We start from the raw sequence: 15,881 nt of genomic DNA on the forward strand, positions 1-15,881 counted from the left end.
TAAGGTGCGCGCTCCCAAGGTGGTTTCAGGATGTGCAATAAGCGCATCGAATTGGGCAATGAGATCGTCTGTGACGGTCTGCTCGCGATGCGCATACCCCTGCACGATCTGCTCGACATCGTCGTCGGCCAAGTGGGGTGAGCAGATCAGATGAATCTTCCCACCTCGCTTCGCGAAGTCGACCATCGACGTGCCGACGACGACGAAAACAGTCGATCGGAAATAGCCGACTGCGCGGCGATAGAAGTTGGAGTTACGCAAGCAAGGCTTGTAGAAGCGTTCTACCGGATCGTCCTTGAGGGATCTATATTCCGTCTCGACGTTGAGTGCCGAAAGATCTCCCGAATATATCGGGAGATCGGCTTCGACCGCCGTTGCGGAGGGTTCCGCCGCACCTATCGGCTTGAGGTCCACCATGTCAGCGATCGTTGTCAACCAACAGCTCTTCATCGGCCAAATCGAAACGCCCCAGCGATCCATCGATGTAGGAGCGGTCGGCCTCTACCGCGATCCAGCGGCGTTTGAGTTCCTCTGCAACGCTGCCGGTGGTGTTGGAACCACCAAAGGGATCGAGCACCAAGTCGCCTTCATCCGTCAAAAACTGAATAAAGAAGGCGGAAAGGGACGACTGCATCCGTGCGGGGTGAGCCGGTAGGCTCTTCGCCTTGCAATAGGCACGATAAGCGGCATCCCATTTAGTGCCGGTGAACTTCAGTAGTGCTTCCGGAAAATGTTCGCCGGATAGATCGATAACATTTGGACCTATGGATCCGCCGTGGTCAGTGAGAAAGCCGGTCTCAGAAATGACGTGCCCGGAGGGCCGCACTCCAGCATTGTACTTTTGTGATTTCAGAAGCTTACGCATATCCTTGCTATAGGGGTTGAGCACTTTACGATTATCGGCTTTCGGCGTCTCGGTCTTTGAGAGCCACCATACATGCGTATAGCTATCCTTGAGGCGAGAGCGCGCAATGTTGACCCAAGCTGCCGGGCTCGGAAGCCGCGCCGGATTATGGCAAATAACGTGCTGACAAAGCTTGAGGTTGGCGGCCTTCTTGAAGGCAAATAACGCCTCGAGAGGCAGCGTCGACATGACGGGCACGCCCGGCTCCCAGGCATTGCCGATTTCGATGACAATTGAGCCGTCGGGCGCAAGTAGGTCGGCGAGCGGTTCTGCGAGCGATTCGATCCAACGTAAGTATGCTTCCCCGGTTTCATTTCCATAGCGTTTTTTGCGGACGAGCGGGAACGGCGGCGAAGTAAGCAGCAAATTGACTTTGCCGCGGACAGCATCGAGAAGCGGATCCTCAAGCGCGTCCTCGATCTTGCCATGGATCATCTGACCAAGATCGGTTTGGTAGATGGCCGCCACAGCTTCTCGATCCCGCTTCGAGCGCTCAACATGATTTGCGTTTTCAACCACTTTTTCATTGCCCCTGCAGCGCGTCCACGGCGGCGTACACACCGCAGCCCGATCCTCTTATCCGATAAGGCAACCTGCGCCGTGCTCAAAGGTAAATCAGCACAATCTCGCTGCTTATGAATTCAAATACATCACAAAAAAGTAAAAACTCATCCCTTTAGGTCACAAAATCATCATCCTATTCGGTTGAATATGCCGACCCTAGAAGCTCTCAAGTTTCGAACCAAAATGGCCCGGGTATCCACTTTTGCACACACCCCGAAATTATCGCGGCTTTCATAGATTTTGGTATTGCCTACGACGAACAGATTTGTCGGTGCAGGCAATGCAAATATCTTAGCGCAGTTGTTCCAGGAATTGTCTTACGCGCTGCTCCATCTTTTTCCTTGGCCGACGCCCTTCGCGCAGATCCTGCACGAAACGGGGGTCCCCGACGGCCTGCCTACCAAACATGCTGGCCTTCGTACCGCTTCGCGCCAAATAGCCCTCGATCTGGTCCAGGAGCTCCATCGCCTTCGACTCGCTTTCCGCTTGTGTTCTTGTTATGTTCTTATTAGGAAGGCTTCCTAGAGTCTAGGATCGAATTTCCTAGACGGATGCGATAGGACCCGCAGCGATGGAAGATGCACGCAAAGCCCTGGACGATCTGATCCAGCAACGAGGCTGTAATTACACCTCGATCTCCCGCCTTCTTGGACGCAATGCGGCCTACATCCAGCAATACATCCGTCGCGGCAGCCCCCGGCAGCTGGACGAGCAGGACCGCTCCGTGCTCGCCCGCTTTTTCGGAGTAGACGAGAAGATCCTCGGCGCTCCCGAGCGGCGTTCCGGCCCGGTCGTCGAACTGGTCCATGTTCCAGTTCTCGATGTCGAAGCCTCGGCAGGGCACGGCGCTTTGGCCGAGATGGAATCCAAATGCGCCCAGTTCGGGTTCGACGAGAAGTGGCTGCGCCGTCTGACCGCAAGCAAGGCGACGAGCCTTTCGATCATCGCCGTGCATGGAGATTCGATGGAGCCAACGCTGCATGACGGCGATGAAGTCATGGTCGATCTCAATGATGGACAGTCGCGGCTTCGCGACGGGATCTATGTGCTGCGCATGGATGACATGCTCAGCGTCAAGCGGGTCGCTATCGAACCGCAGGGCAAGCGGGTCTCTGTGCTCAGCGACAATCCGGCTTATCCCAGCTGGCGCGGCCTGGAAAAGCGGACGATCAATATCGTCGGCCGCGTGCTTTGGTTCGGCCGCGCGCTTCGCTAGATAGTTCGCCAATGCTTACCTTCCTCGCTGCCTCGATCGTCGCTGCCGGCCAGACCTTTACCTGCACTCCCACGCATGTCTGGGATGGCGACGGGCCCATATGGTGCGCCGAAGGCCCCCATGTCCGCATCGCCGGAATCGCCGCACGCGAAATGGACGGAACATGCCGAACCAACCAGCCCTGCCCCGACGCGTCGGCTATCGAAGCGCGCGACGCGCTCGTCGATCTTCTTGGCGGCCCTCGAGGGACCATCTTGACAGGGCACGTGGTGGTTCGTGGACCGAGATTGACGTGCCGGTCGGAAGGTTCGGCAGGCGGCAACCGGACGGCTGCCTGGTGCCGATTGCCGAGCGGAGCCGATCTCTCCTGCGCGATGATCCAGACACGCACAGTGCTGCGTTGGAATCGCTATTGGAAAGGGCCTGCATGCCGCTAAGCTCGGAAGTCTATCTGACAGGCCGTCTTGCCGAAGGCCCCTTCGGACTAGAACTCCATTCGGGAGGCGGTGTGTGGGAACTCGACGCCGGGCGTAGAGCACGCCGGTTGATCGGATGCGAAGTGGAAGTCTGCGGACGCCGCGCCGGGTTCAACGAGATCATCTGCGATCAGATCTGGCCAGCAGGACAACCCCGCCCTCCTCGTTCCAAATTCAATATTGAACTTCTCTTGGCGTGCATTGTCGTGGGCTACGGTTTGATCGCGCTCTTCCTCGGCCTTGTTGGACGTCTCGGCTGATGCTGAGCGATTGGGAACTCTGGGCTTGTGCCAACCAGGTCCTGAAGACCCACGGTGAAAATGCACCACTTCATGTTGCTGAGCAGATCGGCGCGCTCGCACTGGTACAGGACGAGGTGGGCATCGCCACCTGGAAAGCGATTGCCAAACGCGTGGCGGAGCTGATGGGCAAGGAAGGCCCGACCCAGCTTCAATAAACCAGAACTGCCTCAGCCAAGTCACAACAACGGTTAGCCTATCGGCGATAGATCGCCCGGAAAGAGAGTGGGCTGAAAGCTCCTGCCCGCATTCCCCTCTCTCTCGATCTCCAAACCCTGCATGCGTTCGACCAGATGGCGCGCGAGATCGACACGAGCATTGCGCTGGGTTCGAGGATCGTCAGCGCCGAGCCCGACAAGCGTTGCTTCGGACGCAACCGCAAGCGCGACTTCGATATGCGTGAACAGGATTTCATCGGCGATTCGGGACATAGTTGCCATGAGAACAAAAACAGAACTTACAGTCAACCGGTGCCATATGGACCCATGCGGATAGACGCTGCGTCAGATCCCGATTTCGAAGGGCTTGGTTATCGAGCGATCGAGTTCGGGCGGCTCGCGAGCCGGTTCTTGCGAACGATCAGACGCCTTGCCCTTAGCCTGGCCCGTTGCTGCTGCATCGCGCAGCTGATTGACCGTTTCGAGTGCCGAGCGCTTCATTCCCGGATTGCGCTCAACGGCTGCTTCGAGCTTGCCTGCATTGTCGACAAACAGAGTCAGACCATCGCGCAGGCGGGTGATCGTCACGAGAAATGTCTGCTGGTTGGCAAGATTGCGTTCGCGGCTGTCCATGACGGCAATCCCGCGGTCGGAGGTCAGGCCCTGCGCCATGTGCGCGTTGAGTGCGTAAGCGAGATCAAGACGCTCGAGCATGGGGTCGCCCAGCCCCAGCCGGTGTTCGGCGCCAAGCGAGGTTTTCACCGTGACGCCCTTCGCATCAACCGCCAAGATGCGCGCCTGATCGGCGTTGAGCAGTCCGCGCTTGTGATCGGTCGCCGTCCAGCGAATGCGGTCGCCATCGTGGATTTCGAGTGGGCGAACCTCAAACAGACGCAGCGGATCCTGCTCACCTTGCGGTCGCATCTGGCCCGGCCGGAATTCAAAGCGCTTGCCCCGCTCGTTCCGCAGCATCACGCGTTCGCGGGTCGGATCGGTTTCGACCACGTCATATCGGCCCTTCTGCAGACCCTGCCCCCTTTGCCGGCGGTCGACTTCGAGCACCATGCCGACTGCATAGCTGCGCGAATAGCGCATTTCCTCACGCGTAAGGTTGACGCGCGACAGCACAGTGAGACCCAAGGAACCCGGTCCCAATTCGCCATTGGCTTTGAGCCCGATCTGGACGGCGTCATTCACCTGTCCGCGCAAGTTGCGACCCGAAGCATAGATAGCGGTCACCTCCCGCTCTGCAGGCGAAAGCGATAGCCAGGCCGCCGCAGCATCGACGGCAGCTGTATTTCCCGACGCGACGACATGCGGGCCAAGATGTCGCAAGGCCTCGTCGATATTTCCGCCCTGCGCTGCATATTGAGCATCGCGCAGCGCCTTATCGCGGGCACGGAGATTAGTGTTCATGGTGGCCGTTTCGACGCCTGCCTGCTGCATGACGTCGAAGGGTTTGCCCGCATCGACAGCGCCCAATTGCTTCCTGTCCCCGATGCTGGCGAAGCGGTCTAGCTGGAGCAGGTTGGCGAGGCGCACGAGCTTTTCCTTGTCGGCATTGCCGACCATCGAGGCTTCGTCGAGCAGCACCATGGTGCCGCGCAGCGACGCGCGAGCTTCGGCAAACCTCGCCTGGTCTGCTCCTTCCAGAAGACCCTGATGTTGGCGTAGAAAGCGCGCGACTGTCATCGAGGGAATGCCGGTGTCACGTTCAAGCATCTGCACGAGCGTGTTCTGGACTGCTAGCCCGAGCACGGACTTACCTTCCTCGCGCAAGATGTCCGCCACGGGTTTGAGGACGGTACTCTTGCCTGCGCCAGCTACGCCTTGAATAGCGACAATCCGGTTATGCGAGGCGAGAAGCAGGCGCCCTGCCCCCTCCTGCCCAGGGTTCAATGTCAGGCCGTATTTGAGCTGGGAGAGCGCCTGTAGCCGCTCTCCGGCCACATCAGCTGCGACCACGGCAGTTCCATGCCCGCGTCCGTGCTCGACGGCGGCGATGATGCGCTGCTCGAGCCCGATCGCATCGCGGGTCGTGACAAGATTGCGATCTGCACCCTTGCCTTTTTGCAGGTGGCCCTGGCGCAGCAATTGGTCGACGCGGTGTTCGATGTCGGGGAGCGTGGTGGGCAAGGCGAAGCCTAGCGCTGAGCGATATATCTCGGTCCGCGAGAACGCCGCCTCACGCTCGCCCAAATGCCGGATTGCCGATGCGACCGCATGAACGGCGGCGATCTGTTCGGGCGTCCGTCGCGCCATGTCGCGAGGCACAAGCGGGTCGCCCTGACGTAGCCCCAGACGCTCCGCGAAGGTCGCAGCCAAAAGGCGCGCCCGCTGACCGATCGATCGGACCGAATTTCCAATTCCGGAGACAGAGCCAATGTCGGTGGCGGCCCGTGCATTGGCCTGTGCAATGACAAGCCTCGGATCAAAGCCCAACTGCGCCGCTGCCTCGCGCCATTGATTCACGAGAGCCTGGCGGTCCGCCACTGGTCCCTTATCCGCGCGGGTCATCAATGTGGCTGCATCCAATGCGGCCGGACCTTTTGCCTCCATGGTCGAGTATGCCTCGAGAATCTCGGTGCGGCGCGAACTGAAGGCGTCACGAACGGGTTTTGGGACGCCCACCGCTTCGAAATTGCCATGCTTGCCGAATTCGCCAACCTGGTAGCCGAGCTTTTCTACGGCCAAGCGGAAGCGCGCCATGGTCATGGCATTGAGCAGCGTGTTGTGCTCCCAGAGTTTGTCATTCCTCAGCGCTCGCCATTTGCCATCGGGTCCCTGGGTGACATTGGCAACCACGGCGTGAAAGTGCGCGTTGGGCTCCTGATTACGGTTTGTATCGTGCTGGAATAGCCCGATCACGAGATTGCGCGTGGCGACCACCCGTTCTTTGCCTCGGACCTCCATGCGGGTTTCGGCGAGATTCTTCTCGGCCCAGGCCAGCGTCTCGCGGACGGCAGCGCCATAGGCATCGAGGATGCGCCTGTCGCCCCCGACGAGGGCAAGGATGGACCAGCTCTTGGGCATCGAGAATGTGAGGTCGGTGCCGGCGCGATGGGTCCTGTTATCGCTCCCGACACGGCTTCCATCGGGCAGCATGCCCTTGAGCACGGCCTCGAACTGCGAGGCTTCGATAACGCCTCGCAGTCCAAGCGTCTCCGCGCCTTTGCCAAGCCACTGACCAGATCTCTCGGCATCAGCGCGGGTATAGTAATTGTCGGCAGCAAAGTAGTTGGCAGCGCCGCCGGCGGTACGGACATTGGCTACAGAGAGCATCAGGTCTCACTCCGCCAGCCAACGTCTGCCTCGTGCGTCACAGTTCAAAATCGCCGAGATCGGGACCCTCGTGCGATGGCTGATCCTGCTCGGGAACGCCGTCTTCGAGCATGAGCTTGCGGGCTTCTGCCTCTCGCTGGCGCTGGGCTGTCCGGTCGACGGCTTGCGGCTTATCCGAGGGCGGATTGGCCCGCGGCAAGTCGCTTCGGCGTCCCTCCTTCACGCTATTCGAGGGATCCTTCTCATCGGGATGATCGCCTTTGCGGAGCGCCGCATTCTTCGGCAGCAGCGGACGGGAGTTACGCGGCATTGCCTTGCGCTCTTCGGGCGACGATTTTCGCGGATGACCGGACTTACCTGACACCTTCCTGGTGTCGTCGGGAATGTCCTTCTCCACCCGTTTCGCGGCCTGCTGGCGTGATTGCTTGGCATCGACCTCGACAGCCGGCTCAAGGGGAAGGGTACCTTGCTTCGGGACGACAGGCTTGCCCGCCCCGTCATCGTTCGACGAGGGATGTTCGCTCTGACTTGCGGGCGGATTGGCAGCCGTCTCGTCGCCTTCACTCTTGCCCTCGACCTGCCGGATTGGCTCTCGATCCTTGGCCCGACCGACGAAAACATGTGCGATTCTTTCCCGGCCTATCGGCTTCAGACGGACCGGCGCCGCAGGAAAGCCGTCCGGGAATTTGATGAAGCCCGACAGGCGCGGCAGGTTCATCAACTGGTCGGGCAGCAGCAAAGGCTCGATATGCTTGCGCGGCGTCAGGCTGACGGCGTCGCGAGCATTGTTGTAGCCATAGGTGTAGCCCTCTTCCATGTCGCGAACCTGGCGATGGCCGATGAAGTCGGAACACCAGGTAGCTGTCTCGCGGTCTGCCGTACCGAGGATCAATTTTGTCCGGGCAAGCGATGCAAGCGTCATCGCCATGTTCTCACCGTAGACCTCCTTGAGCTTGGCGTAGGCATGGATGCCGGTGACGATCGCGCCGCCGAAATTGCGTGCCGTCTGCAGGCCTTTCTCGAGAGCGGGGAGCCGGTGGAGCGCGCCCAGCTCGTCGATGAAGAACCAGCATTTGAGGTCCTTGGTGCGCGGCATCGTCATCAGCGTGTTCATCGCCGTATCGAGCCACAGCGTGAGCAGCTGAGCGCACACGCTCATGTCCACGTAGCGCGCGGAGATGAAGACCATCGAGCCACTTTTCTTGGCGTGAGCGCCTTCGTCTTCATGGGCGCCCTCCTCGATCCAGTCGCGGACCGAAAAGCGGCGCCCGGAAGTGGGCAGGAGCTTCAGCGCCTTGGCGTTCACGTTGAACACTGCCCGGATCGATTCCGCCATGCGCGCGGCTTCAGGAGCGGTCAGGGGATCAGCGATCGTGCCTCGCATCATGGCGTGGACCCGCGAGAGATCAGCGGTCATCAGTTCGCGGGCAAGCGCAGCATTGGTGCCCCGTCCTTCGGCCACCAGTTTGAGGCAGAATTCGACGAACAAGGCACGCGCCGCGATGACCCAGAACTGCGCCTCCCCGCCCCCGTCATGGGGCACGAGGGCTTCCGCTGCCGCCCAGAATTCACCTTCGGTGCGGCATTCGTCGAAGAGGCTCCATTGGGGACAGCGCGCGTCGAGCGGGTTCAGAATGATGTCCCGGTCGGCCTGGTAGAAGTGTTCGATGAAAGCGCCGGTGAGGTCGAAGACGACGCAGCGCTGTCCCTTGGCGCGGGCTTCGGCAATCATGTCCGACATGGCGACTGTCTTGCCCATGCCGGTAGTCCCGATGAGCATGGCGTGGCTCTGTTCGAGCCGCCAGGGATAGACGACCGTTGCAAGATGGGAGGGCCGGTAGGGAAATGCCGCGGACAGTTCCCTGGGCGAACACAGATGCCATTTCCAACCCATGGCGCTCGAAAGCTCTCGGGCGCGCTCGCGCTGGTTGTGCCCGCGCAGCTCGTCGACCAGTTCAGGTAGTGTAACGAGCATGGCACCGCGCTCATGCTTGCGCTCTTTCGAACGGCTGCCGAAGCGCGCTGCGAACCAGTAGAACAGCACGAAGGCCGGCACGAGAAGCAAGGCCGAACGCACCAGTGCATCGCCCAGCAAGTCGAGCAAATGATCCCAGGCATTGATCACCGGCGGATAGGCATCGAGCATGATGATGGGGAGCTGGATAGTTCCTCCCAACCCCGTTTCGAGTGCGACCTGTTTGGCCGGATCGAACTCCATGAAGCCGTAGATGGCAGCATAAATGCGCATCCAGACGAGGTAAGCTTCGTGATCGCTCAGCCCTGCCGAAATGGTCCACCAGCTAGTCCAGGAAATGCCGATGGCGGCGATGATCAGCGGCCCCTTGAGACCTGCTGCAAACATGAAGCTGAAGTGTCCGAGCAGCTGACTTCCGCGCGTGAAGTTGACGAGGTTACGCTTCATCGGAACCTCCCTCGCCGGCGTTTGCGGTAAGCCCGAGTTCCTTGCATTTGCGCGCGTAGGCCTGATGGGCTCGCTCACGCAGACCGTGATCGGCATGCCCTGCAAGAAGGGCATCGACGCCGACCATCGTGAACACCGATTGACGGCTGATGCGGTCGACCGATGTCTCGAGCTTGGATGCAAGATCGTCATTTTCGCATGCCTGCGAAAGCAGCGACCGGATCCATTCGCTGACGCTGATATCGCGCCGCTTGGCTGCAGCACGAACCCGCTCAGCGAGCTCGACGGTGACATGTACCTGGAGAGATTTTGGCCGTGTCATGCACGGACTCCTTGTGGTCAGGAGCCCGGAACGCACTGCGAAAGGCGGTTATTGTCTAAATCAGAAATGAGAACATGTCAAGAACACTCGTAATGCGCAGGAATGCGCCATTCCTGGCTGTTTTCAATCGAATCCGATTGGCGAATTGGCGACTATTCATTTCTGATTGAGAAACTGCCATTTTTGCAAGAATCCATCAACACTCTGTCTTTACGATCTTTTTTACCGCCTCCCGCTTGCGATTTGTCGCGTAGGGTGTGCTCTTCCGTCCCCAGCTTAGAAGGTAGATCCCAGTGTCATGACCTGCACGGGATCGACGGTTTTGAAATCCCAAGACCAAGGGATGAAGACGATGCCGCTCGATTGCCGATTGTGTTAAAGATCGATCGAGTCCGCCGGCAGGAAGAATGGTGTCGCGGGCATCCCACCGGGAGCATGGATATGGCGGACGTAACACTGAGCGCGACACCCAAAGGCAATGGTTTCCAGGCAACCGTTACCTATTCGAGCGGCGTGTCGATCAGTTCGGCAGAAGCCTTTCCGACGAAGGCCGAGGCCATTTCAGCAGCGGCCATGAAGGTACTCGACATGCCCGATCGGCTGGAGGAATTCGATGCGTCTACCGCCGAGGACTGATGCTGCAGGGAATGCTCGCGCAATGCCTACGGGAGCGACAATACGGGACCCGAGCAAAAAGAAAGGAGGAAGCCCTGACGGACTTCCTCCTTGTTTGTGGCATCAGAATTCATCGCTCAGCTTTCCGGGCACAGTGTCGATGACCCGGTCCAGCATGGCCTTGGGCAGTGCGCCGTAATCGCCCTCATCGACCGCGATGTAACCTGCCTCACCATCGGTCAGGACATATTGGGTGAAGTAGCTGTGAAGGGACCGGGCATGAGCCTTGTCGAGTGCAGCAACGAAGGCTGCCTGATCTGCCTGGAATGAACCCTGCGCGATATTCAGTGAAGCGTACATGATCTTTCCTCCTGATGTTCGATGCGTCGCATCAGGAGCTGCGAGGATGTGGGTGACGGGCCGAGTCAGGGACCGCGCATAGCGCGGCCGCGAAGCGGCGATGGGGGAAACGATTTTTGCCGGGCTTGCCCGGTAAAAATGGTGGGGCCCCGTCGTCCTTGACGCGGCCCCAAAGCCCGCATCACACTTGGTCTTTCTGCGAGAGAGACCTCTCCAACGTCAGCGTGAAAAGCACTGACATCGCGGCAAAAACCGTTTTCCTACATGGCCCCATGCTGGCACTGTCGCGCGTGGAGGGGACCAACGGCCAGCGAAAGGACAATCTCATGGCCAGGTCCAAACCGAGCGCGCGTAATGCGCTCAAGAAGCTGCGCGAGCAGCGCGAAGAACTCGACGCACAGGAGGCCAGGCTCCGCGAGGAAGCGGCAGGCGAACTGGGCAAGGTTCTTCTCGAATGCGGAGCCGAGACTATCGAACCTGCGCAACTGAAGCTGCTCATCCGCGCATCGCTCACCATCGGGATCGACGATGCTCTCAAAAGGCTCTCCCCCGCCTGACCCTTAAACCGCGGCGGGGTGTGGGCTTGTTGCCCCGCCCCGCCGTTCACGCCTGCGAGCACAAAAAAGGCCCCGATGGCGCGAACCATCGGAGCCTTGTTGTTTGCGGGAGGCACTCAGTCCTCATCGATGTCGGGCGCACCTTCATTGTTCGACGCTCGGCCCTTGGTGAGGAAGTCCACCTTGTCGGCGATGATCTCGCAGCCGTAGCGCTTGGTGCCGTCCTGGTCTTCCCACTGCGTATAGTGGATGCGCCCCTCGACCGTCACGAGCTGGCCCTTGGTGCAGTACTTGGCGACGTTCTGGCCGAGACCGTTGAAGCAGGTCACGCGGTGGAATTCGCTGTCCTTGGCGGTGTAGCCGTTTTCGTCCTTGTAGGTCTTGCCGTCCTTGCGTGCGGGACGGTCGGTGACGACCGAAATCGAGGTAATGCTGGTTCCGCCCTGCGTGGTGCGAGTTTCGGGATCGCGGGCGATGCGGCCAACGAGGATAACGAGATTGGTCATGGGTCTTCTCCTGATCGAGCATCCGGGACCATCCCGGCTGCGAACCAAGTGAAGAAGCGGCCAACGGCGATACGCACCGGAGGGGAACCCGGAGCTGGTTCGGGTGGTGCGGGCAGCCGGGCGCAGCCCGGCAACACGGCCGGACCTGGTCCGGGTTGCGTCTCGTCCGGGGGCTGATTCAAGGGACGGTTCGCGAAGGAGACGGGTTGTCCGGGATGTTTGGTCGGGAGACCTTGGCCAGCCATCGAACATGTCCTTGCCGCTTCGCCATGGTCCTTTCCGCTCACGGCGGTCCGGCGTCAGATTGTGATGCGCACCGGCAGCTTTTCCTGCGGCTAGTCCTGCGTTCGAAACGGCACCGTCTACAGCGGCATCCCTGACGGTTACTGTTCAGGCGAAGTCAGGAATCGCAATGGCCGAACTCACCGCTGGCCCGGGCGTCCTTGTAGAAGCGGTCGAAGAGCGTGTGGGTCGATTCCGAACGTATAGTGCTGGCTGTGATCAGCATGGCGAGCCCGCCAAAACCATCGGGCCGCATCTTGGAACAGGTGAACGCCATGGTGACCGTCAGATCCTGGAGATCGGGCGCTCGGCGCACGATGTCCTGCAACACGTCGGGCCAGAGGTCTCCGGCCATGTCGAGTTCGAATTCCTCGTCTCCTTGGATCGCGTCTCCGTGCTCATCGAGTAGTTTGGCGACCAAGCGGCTCGAGGCATGATCGGCAGCGTCGAGAGCCTCGCGCACCTCTTTCGGATCAAAGAAGATGAGGTCGCTCGCGCCGTCTTCGCTGAAATAATAGGCAATGCCGTTCTCAACGTCCTCGTCAAAAACTTGGCTCAAGAACATGGCTTCGATCGGCAGGATTGCCGAAACCGGGATCACCGGATCGACCACGGTGGGTGTGTAATAGTCAGCCATTGAAGGTCTCCAGAAATGAGAGAGCCCGGCGCGATGGCCGGACTCCGTGGGATGAAAAGGCGGAAAAAGTTGGAGCGGGCTAATCCCAATCGAAAGTCTGCAAACCGTCTATCTCGTCCGCATCGCAGTCGAAGTTCACATATTCCGCTCCGAGCGATCGGGCGTATGCCATGATCGCCAGGATGTCGGGGGGCACACCGTCGCCGGGTTCTTCGCTGGCCCAGACAAACCAGCCATAGGGTGTGGGTGAGGCGACCACGTCCGTCCGGTCGACATAGGAGCGGGCTGCAGGCGAAAGGTGCGCTGTCGAGCAGTCGAGAAACAGTCGCAGCGGATAGACGACAGTCATGACCGGCCTCCTGCAACAACTGCTATGACAGGCTGAAGAGCAGAATCGCCCGACGCAAACGGATCGACATCGCGGTGGATCGGCTGTGCTCGCCCCATCCAGGGTTCCGGGCGAATGCAACGCACCCAGTCGGCAAAGCTCGGGATGAAGCCGAGATCCTCGCGCACATGCTGTTCTCCGACCAGGCGCACTGGCACAACGCGCCCGGACGACACCGTGATCGTTGCACCGAAGAAGCGTTCGAGCATGAAGATGCCCTCGGCATGATGGCGCAGCGAACGGTGCCGAAAATCGGCTGTGATCGCCTTCGATTCATCGAACCATTGATGAAGAGCGAGATAATCCTCAGGCCCACCGCCCCATTTGCGGACCGAGGAAAGTGCATGATGATAGCAATGTCCCATCGATGCCTCCCTCACCACTCGTGACCGGAAAATTCGGTGGTCTCGACCCGCTCGTTGTAGTCGAGCCTGATCGTGTTCCCAGCGACGTCGAAGCTGAACTCGCCATAGGCGCCTTCGTTGATTTCCCAGCCGTCGTGGGTCTCTTCAAGTAGGTCGTAGGCGAACTGCTCAATTGCCTCTCTGAGGTGCAAGTTCCGGGTTTCGCACCCAGTTCCATCCCATACGGGTGCCGCGATCTCGACATTGGTTGCGGGCAATTCAAGGGGCACGTCATCAGCGAATGCTGAGACGTCCTCAATCTGCCCTGAATCGCCCGCCCCATCGAAGTTGACGATCACGGAAGTGATGTCGGTTGCGGCCAGCGCAGTGAGAATCGCAGCTTTGTTTTGCGGCCGGACCTCGTCCGCAAGGCGCTTGCGTTGGGCGTGCTGGGCTTCAATCTGTGCCCAGGCAACTGCCGTGTCGATCCGCTGACTCATTTGGGTCATGAAGTTTCTCCTGAGATGTGCGGGCAAGCACCGATCGTCTTGCCCACGAGAACAGGCGAATTCTTTCCTCTGAAGGGCTGCGCGAGCGCCGATGGCGCTGGCGCGATGCCAGACGCATCAGTCGGTATCCCGCGCCACGCGCTTGGGAGAAGTACCAAGCGGACCACGGCGATCGACAACCGTGATCCGACGGGATTTGGCTTCGATGACCAAGCGCTCCAGAACCCCATTTCCGGGAAAGGCGACGACATAACGTGGGTCGAGCGAGAGCATACGCTCGTTGCGCTTGAAGCCTGCACGTGCCCCCAACCGCATGTCGAGAGAGAAGCTGATTTGCGGGACGTTGCGTCGTTCCGCCCACGAGGATGCCAGGCGATCAACGCCTTTGGTATCACCGCCATGGACAAGCACCATGTCAGGAACCCGGTCGTGGACCTTGTCCAGAGTAGCCCAGACATTGTTGGCAAAGGTGAGCGCGTCCTGCTCGTTTGGATGGCGTGTGCGACCGCCGGCAAAGATCACCGGCGTACCTTCTGGCATGGCGGCGCGGCGTTTCGCTTCGGACCGGGCTCGGACGAACTCGCGGCCCTCGACAAGCGCGGAAGTCAGCATGGCGCTGTGATTGAAGCGCGAACTCGACACGGGCTTCCACGAGGAGCCGAATTCGTTGAGATAGAGGGCAGCGGCCACTTCGCGCATCTCTTCGAGCGCGATCATGGCCCCTTCGGCACACTGTGCACGCTCAACCTGGGTCTCGAGTTCATGGGTGTGAATTTCGGATCCATCGGCAGCGGCCAGGAGCGCTCGGACTTCGTCGGTTGCGCGGTCGACTGCGGTCGATTTGCGGGTCGCGGAACGGTGGAAAATGTTGACGAACGCCCAGCCGAGGTCCTCGGCATCGGCTTCCAGCGCAGTCCCAGAGACCATCGCAAATAGATCGGACCAGACAGCTTCGAGCGTCTGGACGACCGCATCGTGGACCGGAAAATCATTGGTGGAAACCGGGGCAGGACCAATCGAAAAACCGGAAAGATCGAGGCCGGCAAGTTGGTCAGAAAATGATGAGTGCATGGGTATTGTCCTCCTGACTGGTGTGAGGCTGACGCACCCGCTCATGGCTGCGCCAGCGAGAGTCCGTCAGGGCCAGCTTGAGGCAGTCTCCGCACCCGACAGGGGAAACCCGCTTGGGAAGGCTGGCGCGGGCAGGCCAACGGCCCACAGGGCCGGGCCAACACGGGCCTGCGCAAGCCGGGTTGCGGAAGACTGGCGGCTGGCCCAGGGCCTCTCTCGCATGGCTTCAGACCATGAGTGCACATGCGGGCTTCGTCAGTCAGGACAGGTGCATATGTACGCTCACCAGTGAGCGGCGCATTCAGGCCACCCGTTTTGCGTAGACGCCCTCACCGTTCGACATGTGACCGAGGCAGACGTAGTCGCCGAACAACGCTTCAAAGCGCGAGGCGATCTGGGACAGCCAGCGTTGTGCTCTGGGCGATCTGGCCGTGCGCCAATCGGCATCCCAATAGGCGCCATCGTCACGCTCGACGATCCACACCGCAACCAGGCCGGCGTAAACCGACACGCCGAAATCCGCATAGGCATTGCGCATGAGGATACTGTCTTCGCGGCCTCGCCAACCGTCGTGCGCGATCAGGGAAGGGAATGCCTGCCCTGCGCGCTCGCGCAGATCCTCGCGGAGCCATTCATATTCGAAGTCCCAGTCGTCGTCGTTTTCGACTTCGAGCACGGTGAAGGCGACAATGGCCCCGCTGGGATAGCTGACCGATCGGCCCATGATGCCCTCCTTCAAGCGGCCAGCGCAGCGTCGGCAGACGCTTCGTCAATATCATCGGCAGAGGTCCATCCCCCGAGTTTGAGCAGAAGCCTTGATGCTTCCTCCGCCTTTGCGGCAGCGGTGAGAATGGCACGGTCATCCTGCTTCAGGAGCTTGAGCCAATGCTCGATATAGCTCGCATGGCTATCCAAGTGTGTGACTGGCAGACCGAGTTCAGCGCCGAGCATGGCGCTCGAAAGTTCGGC

Annotated in this window: 21 protein-coding genes; 6 read left to right on the plus strand and 15 right to left on the minus strand. The window is 60.1% G+C overall.

Features of this window, described 5'->3' with window-relative positions:
• Both NN5_RS21300 and NN5_RS21305 read right to left on the minus strand, forming a co-directional pair.
• A partial coding sequence (locus tag NN5_RS21300) for a phospholipase D-like domain-containing protein (RefSeq protein WP_217998732.1) occupies positions 1–435 on the minus strand: 435 nt, incomplete at its 3' end.
• Entirely contained in the window at positions 419–1,423 is a 1,005-nt protein-coding gene (locus tag NN5_RS21305) for a DNA-methyltransferase (protein WP_217998730.1), read from the minus strand. The genes NN5_RS21305 and NN5_RS21300, both read right to left, overlap by 17 nt.
• 616 nt (positions 1,424–2,039) lie before the next feature.
• Here NN5_RS21305 and NN5_RS21310 point away from each other — a divergent pair.
• The 4 genes from NN5_RS21310 to NN5_RS21320 are packed head-to-tail and all read left to right on the plus strand — an operon-like array spanning position 2,040 to position 3,617.
• Complete coding sequence (locus NN5_RS21310) at positions 2,040–2,684, plus strand: S24 family peptidase (RefSeq protein ID WP_067738029.1); 645 nt, start codon at positions 2,040–2,042, stop codon at positions 2,682–2,684.
• An 11-nt stretch (positions 2,685–2,695) separates the two neighbouring features.
• Positions 2,696–3,121, plus strand: coding sequence for a thermonuclease family protein (locus NN5_RS27040; protein ID WP_084385085.1), 426 nt, complete (start codon positions 2,696–2,698; stop codon positions 3,119–3,121).
• A complete protein-coding gene (locus NN5_RS21315) occupies positions 3,112–3,420 on the plus strand; it encodes a DUF5818 domain-containing protein (RefSeq protein ID WP_067738032.1) in 309 nt (102 codons plus the stop codon). Before NN5_RS27040 ends, NN5_RS21315 begins: the two co-directional genes overlap by 10 nt.
• A complete protein-coding gene (locus tag NN5_RS21320; protein WP_067738035.1) occupies positions 3,420–3,617 on the plus strand; it encodes a DUF6961 family protein in 198 nt (65 codons plus the stop codon). Before NN5_RS21315 ends, NN5_RS21320 begins: the two co-directional genes overlap by 1 nt.
• Before the next feature lie 33 nt (positions 3,618–3,650).
• On the opposite strand, the gene NN5_RS21325 is transcribed toward NN5_RS21320, so the two are convergent.
• The 4 genes from NN5_RS21325 to NN5_RS21340 all read right to left on the minus strand — a co-directional run bounded on the left by NN5_RS21325 (position 3,651) and on the right by NN5_RS21340 (position 9,643).
• A complete protein-coding gene (locus NN5_RS21325; RefSeq protein WP_245656649.1) occupies positions 3,651–3,899 on the minus strand; it encodes a hypothetical protein in 249 nt (82 codons plus the stop codon).
• Positions 3,900–3,962: 63 nt separating this feature from the next.
• On the minus strand, positions 3,963–6,899 hold the full coding sequence (gene mobF, locus NN5_RS21330) for a MobF family relaxase (protein ID WP_067738041.1): 2,937 nt from the start codon (positions 6,897–6,899) through the stop codon (positions 3,963–3,965).
• 37 nt (positions 6,900–6,936) lie between these two features.
• Positions 6,937–9,321, minus strand: coding sequence for a type IV secretion system DNA-binding domain-containing protein (locus tag NN5_RS21335; protein WP_067738044.1), 2,385 nt, complete (start codon positions 9,319–9,321; stop codon positions 6,937–6,939).
• Positions 9,311–9,643 (minus strand): ribbon-helix-helix protein, CopG family, encoded by a 333-nt coding sequence (locus NN5_RS21340; protein WP_067738047.1) that lies wholly within the window; start codon positions 9,641–9,643, stop codon positions 9,311–9,313. Before NN5_RS21340 ends, NN5_RS21335 begins: the two co-directional genes overlap by 11 nt.
• A 441-nt stretch (positions 9,644–10,084) precedes the next feature.
• Between NN5_RS21340 and NN5_RS21345 the strand changes: the two genes are divergently transcribed.
• Positions 10,085–10,279 carry a hypothetical protein gene (locus NN5_RS21345; protein ID WP_067738071.1) on the plus strand — a complete coding sequence of 65 codons (195 nt, stop codon included), beginning with the start codon at positions 10,085–10,087 and terminating at the stop codon, positions 10,277–10,279.
• 102 nt (positions 10,280–10,381) lie between these two features.
• Here the strand turns inward: NN5_RS21345 and NN5_RS21350 are convergent, their stop codons facing one another.
• Positions 10,382–10,618, minus strand: a complete 237-nt coding sequence (locus NN5_RS21350) for a hypothetical protein (protein WP_013832744.1) — start codon at positions 10,616–10,618, stop codon at positions 10,382–10,384.
• A 326-nt stretch (positions 10,619–10,944) separates the two neighbouring features.
• Here NN5_RS21350 and NN5_RS21355 point away from each other — a divergent pair, with 326 nt between their 5' ends.
• Positions 10,945–11,175, plus strand: a complete 231-nt coding sequence (locus tag NN5_RS21355) for a DUF6437 family protein (RefSeq protein WP_067738072.1) — start codon at positions 10,945–10,947, stop codon at positions 11,173–11,175.
• Between the two features lie 116 nt (positions 11,176–11,291).
• Here NN5_RS21355 and NN5_RS21360 read toward each other — a convergent pair whose 3' ends face one another.
• The 8 genes from NN5_RS21360 to NN5_RS21395 form a co-directional block, all read right to left on the minus strand.
• Entirely contained in the window at positions 11,292–11,681 is a 390-nt protein-coding gene (locus NN5_RS21360; protein WP_054529553.1) for a single-stranded DNA-binding protein, read from the minus strand.
• Between the two features lie 400 nt (positions 11,682–12,081).
• Positions 12,082–12,600 (minus strand): hypothetical protein, encoded by a 519-nt coding sequence (locus NN5_RS21365; RefSeq protein ID WP_067738050.1) that lies wholly within the window; start codon positions 12,598–12,600, stop codon positions 12,082–12,084.
• A gap of 79 nt (positions 12,601–12,679) precedes the next feature.
• Entirely contained in the window at positions 12,680–12,949 is a 270-nt protein-coding gene (locus NN5_RS21370; RefSeq protein WP_067738053.1) for a DUF5983 family protein, read from the minus strand.
• On the minus strand, positions 12,946–13,353 hold the full coding sequence (locus NN5_RS21375; protein ID WP_067738056.1) for a DUF6915 family protein: 408 nt from the start codon (positions 13,351–13,353) through the stop codon (positions 12,946–12,948). Before NN5_RS21375 ends, NN5_RS21370 begins: the two co-directional genes overlap by 4 nt.
• A gap of 11 nt (positions 13,354–13,364) precedes the next feature.
• The gene (locus tag NN5_RS21380) at positions 13,365–13,841 is read right to left on the minus strand and encodes a DUF6878 family protein (RefSeq protein ID WP_067738059.1); all 477 of its coding nucleotides are present in this window, start codon (positions 13,839–13,841) and stop codon (positions 13,365–13,367) included.
• A 117-nt stretch (positions 13,842–13,958) separates the two neighbouring features.
• Complete coding sequence (locus tag NN5_RS21385) at positions 13,959–14,912, minus strand: DUF2493 domain-containing protein (protein ID WP_067738062.1); 954 nt, start codon at positions 14,910–14,912, stop codon at positions 13,959–13,961.
• Positions 14,913–15,213: 301 nt separating this feature from the next.
• Complete coding sequence (locus NN5_RS21390; RefSeq protein WP_067738065.1) at positions 15,214–15,636, minus strand: hypothetical protein; 423 nt, start codon at positions 15,634–15,636, stop codon at positions 15,214–15,216.
• Positions 15,637–15,647: 11 nt separating this feature from the next.
• Positions 15,648–15,881: zincin-like metallopeptidase domain-containing protein (locus NN5_RS21395; RefSeq protein WP_067738067.1), on the minus strand; the 234-nt coding region annotated here is incomplete at its 5' end.

The organism is Novosphingobium naphthalenivorans NBRC 102051 (assembly GCF_001590985.1).
GTDB lineage: Bacteria > Pseudomonadota > Alphaproteobacteria > Sphingomonadales > Sphingomonadaceae > Novosphingobium > Novosphingobium naphthalenivorans.

Bases quoted from the DNA above. Each gene is read 5' to 3' on its own strand.
- NN5_RS21355 (WP_067738072.1), top strand. From the start codon at position 10,945: ATGGCCAGGTCCAAACCGAGCGCGCGTAATGCGCTCAAGAAGCTGCGC.
- NN5_RS21360 (WP_054529553.1), bottom strand. From the start codon at position 11,681: ATGACCAATCTCGTTATCCTCGTTGGCCGCATCGCCCGCGATCCCGAA.
- NN5_RS21320 (WP_067738035.1), top strand. From the start codon at position 3,420: ATGCTGAGCGATTGGGAACTCTGGGCTTGTGCCAACCAGGTCCTGAAG.
- NN5_RS21315 (WP_067738032.1), top strand. From the start codon at position 3,112: ATGCCGCTAAGCTCGGAAGTCTATCTGACAGGCCGTCTTGCCGAAGGC.
- NN5_RS21380 (WP_067738059.1), bottom strand. From the start codon at position 13,841: ATGACCCAAATGAGTCAGCGGATCGACACGGCAGTTGCCTGGGCACAG.
- NN5_RS21390 (WP_067738065.1), bottom strand. From the start codon at position 15,636: ATGGGCCGATCGGTCAGCTATCCCAGCGGGGCCATTGTCGCCTTCACC.
- NN5_RS21365 (WP_067738050.1), bottom strand. From the start codon at position 12,600: ATGGCTGACTATTACACACCCACCGTGGTCGATCCGGTGATCCCGGTT.
- NN5_RS21335 (WP_067738044.1), bottom strand. From the start codon at position 9,321: ATGAAGCGTAACCTCGTCAACTTCACGCGCGGAAGTCAGCTGCTCGGA.
- NN5_RS21385 (WP_067738062.1), bottom strand. From the start codon at position 14,912: ATGCACTCATCATTTTCTGACCAACTTGCCGGCCTCGATCTTTCCGGT.
- NN5_RS21345 (WP_067738071.1), top strand. From the start codon at position 10,085: ATGGCGGACGTAACACTGAGCGCGACACCCAAAGGCAATGGTTTCCAG.
- NN5_RS21310 (WP_067738029.1), top strand. From the start codon at position 2,040: ATGGAAGATGCACGCAAAGCCCTGGACGATCTGATCCAGCAACGAGGC.
- NN5_RS27040 (WP_084385085.1), top strand. From the start codon at position 2,696: ATGCTTACCTTCCTCGCTGCCTCGATCGTCGCTGCCGGCCAGACCTTT.
- NN5_RS21350 (WP_013832744.1), bottom strand. From the start codon at position 10,618: ATGTACGCTTCACTGAATATCGCGCAGGGTTCATTCCAGGCAGATCAG.
- NN5_RS21325 (WP_245656649.1), bottom strand. From the start codon at position 3,899: ATGGCAACTATGTCCCGAATCGCCGATGAAATCCTGTTCACGCATATC.
- NN5_RS21375 (WP_067738056.1), bottom strand. From the start codon at position 13,353: ATGGGACATTGCTATCATCATGCACTTTCCTCGGTCCGCAAATGGGGC.
- NN5_RS21370 (WP_067738053.1), bottom strand. From the start codon at position 12,949: ATGACTGTCGTCTATCCGCTGCGACTGTTTCTCGACTGCTCGACAGCG.
- mobF (WP_067738041.1), bottom strand. From the start codon at position 6,899: ATGCTCTCTGTAGCCAATGTCCGTACCGCCGGCGGCGCTGCCAACTAC.
- NN5_RS21340 (WP_067738047.1), bottom strand. From the start codon at position 9,643: ATGACACGGCCAAAATCTCTCCAGGTACATGTCACCGTCGAGCTCGCT.